General features: G+C 47.3%; 4 protein-coding genes. All 4 read left to right on the forward strand.

Annotated features, from left to right (window positions below):
- Nucleotides 1-351 (forward strand): SMC-Scp complex subunit ScpB (locus JF818_RS11900; RefSeq protein ID WP_198892221.1); only part of this gene is annotated, 351 nt, incomplete at its 5' end.
- Nucleotides 348-1,103: a pseudouridine synthase gene (locus JF818_RS11905; RefSeq protein ID WP_198892222.1), complete on the forward strand. Its 756-nt coding sequence runs from the start codon at nt 348-350 to the stop codon at nt 1,101-1,103. The genes JF818_RS11900 and JF818_RS11905, both read left to right, overlap by 4 nt.
- Nucleotides 1,103-1,756: a (d)CMP kinase gene (cmk, locus tag JF818_RS11910; protein WP_198892223.1), complete on the forward strand. Its 654-nt coding sequence runs from the start codon at nt 1,103-1,105 to the stop codon at nt 1,754-1,756. Before JF818_RS11905 ends, cmk begins: the two co-directional genes overlap by 1 nt.
- A gap of 22 nt (nt 1,757-1,778) precedes the next feature.
- Nucleotides 1,779-2,647 (forward strand): S1 RNA-binding domain-containing protein (locus JF818_RS11915; protein ID WP_198892224.1); only part of this gene is annotated, 869 nt, incomplete at its 3' end.

A 2,647-nucleotide genomic window follows, 5' to 3' on the forward strand; every position in this document is an offset into this window, starting at 1 on the left:
GATCTGCACGATAAACTTCGTTCCTGCTACGGCAGACGTGTCGATAGACGCCTCAGTCGTGCAGCCTTGGAAACACTGTCCATTGTTGCATACAGCCAACCGATTACCCGTAGGGAGATAGACAACATCCGTGGGGTCAGCAGTGACACCATCATCCGTTTGTTGCGAGACCGTGAATACATCAAGGTGATTGGAAGGAAGGATGTCCCTGGGCATCCCTGCCTTTATGGAACCTCGAGGAAATTCCTTTTCGAATTCAACCTGGCAAGTATCAGCGCACTACCCAAGCTCTCCGATATCGATCGACTGCGATTTGAAGCAGAACCAACACAGGAGAAAGAAGAAGCATGAAATTATCATATCCGCTTAGATTACAGGTCTATTTGGCAAAGAGTGGTTGCGGGTCCCGCAGATCCTGCGAAACACTGATCACCAGTGGGCGGGTAACCGTGAATACGAAACGGGTAACAGAACTGGGAACCAAGGTCGATGAAGAAGATGTTGTCATGGTTGATGACCAATTGGTGGAACCAAGTGAGAAAACCTACTACTACGCCTTGCACAAGCCCAAGGGGTTTGTTTGCACGAACTGGGATCCAAACGAGAAAAACTACGCACGTGATCTGATTGATATTCCAGACAAGAATCTTCTCTTCCATATTGGTCGTCTGGACAAGGATTCCAGTGGCTTGATTCTCTTCACCAACGATGGGGATGTAGCACAAAAGATCATGCATCCCTCCGAGGAGATTGAGAAGGAGTACTTGGTAAGCTGTACTACTGGCGTACGCAGGGAAGACCTGGATGAGGCGCGTAAGGGAGTCCTCATAGACATGCCGCAGCCTTATACGATCAAACGTTTTGAGATCATCAGCAAGAAATGGGTAAGGATCATCCTAACCGAAGGAAAGAACCGGGAAATCAGAAAGATTCTCAGCCACTTTGGGTATGAGGTGAAGCAGCTGGTCAGGATGAGGATTGGTTGCATTGAACTGGGTGACCTCAAACCAGGACAGTACCGTACTGTCACTTCATCCGAGATCAAGGCACTCCTGAATGGAGAAAATGATATTCTAAGAAAGAGTTCAGGGAGAGGATGGTAATGGTCGTAGCCATAGACGGACCGGCTGGAGTTGGGAAAAGCTCCATTGCCCAGATGATTGCAAAGACTTGCAATTTCTACTACCTCAATTCCGGTTCATTCTACAGGGCCTACACCTACCTGCATATACAGGAAGGGAAGGACCCCATGGATTATCCAGCAGTTTTGGAAACTGCAAAGCACTATATGCTCTCTATTGAAGATGACCGTATCTGTGTCAACGGCAATGATATTGAGGATAAGCTGCATACCCCTGAGGTTGATGCAGTAGTAGCGCAAGTATCAACGTATCCTCCGCTTAGAAGCTATGTGAATGAACAGCTGAGAAGGATTGCAAAGGATATGGATGTTGTCATTGAGGGGAGAGATATTACGACGGTGGTCTTCCCAGATGCCGACTTAAAATGTTACTTTGATGCAAAGGCTGAAGTTCGTGCTGAACGTCGGCTCAAGCAGCATCCAAACGGACAAGACTACGAGACTGTGTTGCGACAAATCAAGATGCGTGACGAAATTGATAAAGGCAAGGAAGTTGGTGCACTACGAGTTGCAGAGGATGCCTTGTACATAGACACCTCGTACTTGACTATAGGACAAGTTTGTGAGAAAGTGTTATCTGCTATTTTTACGCTCAAGGGCGATGTAAATAGGTAAATTTAGGATCAGGAGAAATCAAGTGGCTGAAGAACAAGAAATGGAAGAAAAGAAGACCAGAATGCAGGATTTACTGCAGGAGGAGTATCTTAAATCTCTTGATGGAATCGAAGACGGTCAGCTCGTGGCCGGTACTGTTGTCCAGGTAAACAACGAGTATGTATTCGTGGATGTCGGTTATAAGAGCGAGGGTCGTATCTCTCGTGACGAATTCGCATCGATTCCTGAAGTAGGTGATGAGGTAAAAGTCGTCATTATCACCAAGGAAGGGAAGGGCGGCCAGATCGTCGTTTCCAAGAAGCGTGCCGATTTCAAAGAACGTACAGATGAACTGAAGACTGCTTCAGAAAGCAGATCTCCCGTTTTGGGCAAGTTTGAAAAGGTAATCAAGGGTGGCTTTGAGGTTGACCTCGGAGGCGAATACAAGGGTTTCTGTCCCCTCTCAAAGGCTGATGTCCAGAGAGTAGAGGATCCCGAGACCATGATCGGTATCACTGATTACTTCATCATTGACAAGTTCCACGGTGGCACGAAGCTTAAGAGCGTTGTGAACAGACGTGAGTATCTTGACCAGAAAATCAAAGAGAATAAAGAGAAATTCTTCTCCACCGTCCAGATCGGTGATGTGGTTGAAGGTGTGGTGAAGTCATTCACCTCCTTTGGCGCATTCATTGACCTTGGTGGATTCGATGGACTCTTGCATATCAATGACATGAGCTGGGGCCATGTTACCCGTCCTAAGGACTTCGTGAAGAAGGGACAGGTGGTACAACTCGGACTCATTGGCATCGGCCCGGAGGCCCAGAAGATCAACCTGGGGTTGAAGCATATGCAGGAAGATCCTTGGACGACCTTCGAGCAGAAATACAATGTAGGTGATACCATTAAGGC

Origin of the sequence: Sphaerochaeta sp. S2, from assembly GCF_016406725.1 — a bacterium.
In the GTDB taxonomy this organism is placed as follows: Bacteria; Spirochaetota; Spirochaetia; order Sphaerochaetales; family Sphaerochaetaceae; genus Sphaerochaeta.

Excerpts from the sequence above, each read along its gene's own strand:
- JF818_RS11905 (WP_198892222.1), top strand. The coding sequence starts at position 348 with ATGAAATTATCATATCCGCTTAGATTACAGGTCTATTTGGCAAAGAGT.
- cmk (WP_198892223.1), top strand. The coding sequence starts at position 1,103 with ATGGTCGTAGCCATAGACGGACCGGCTGGAGTTGGGAAAAGCTCCATT.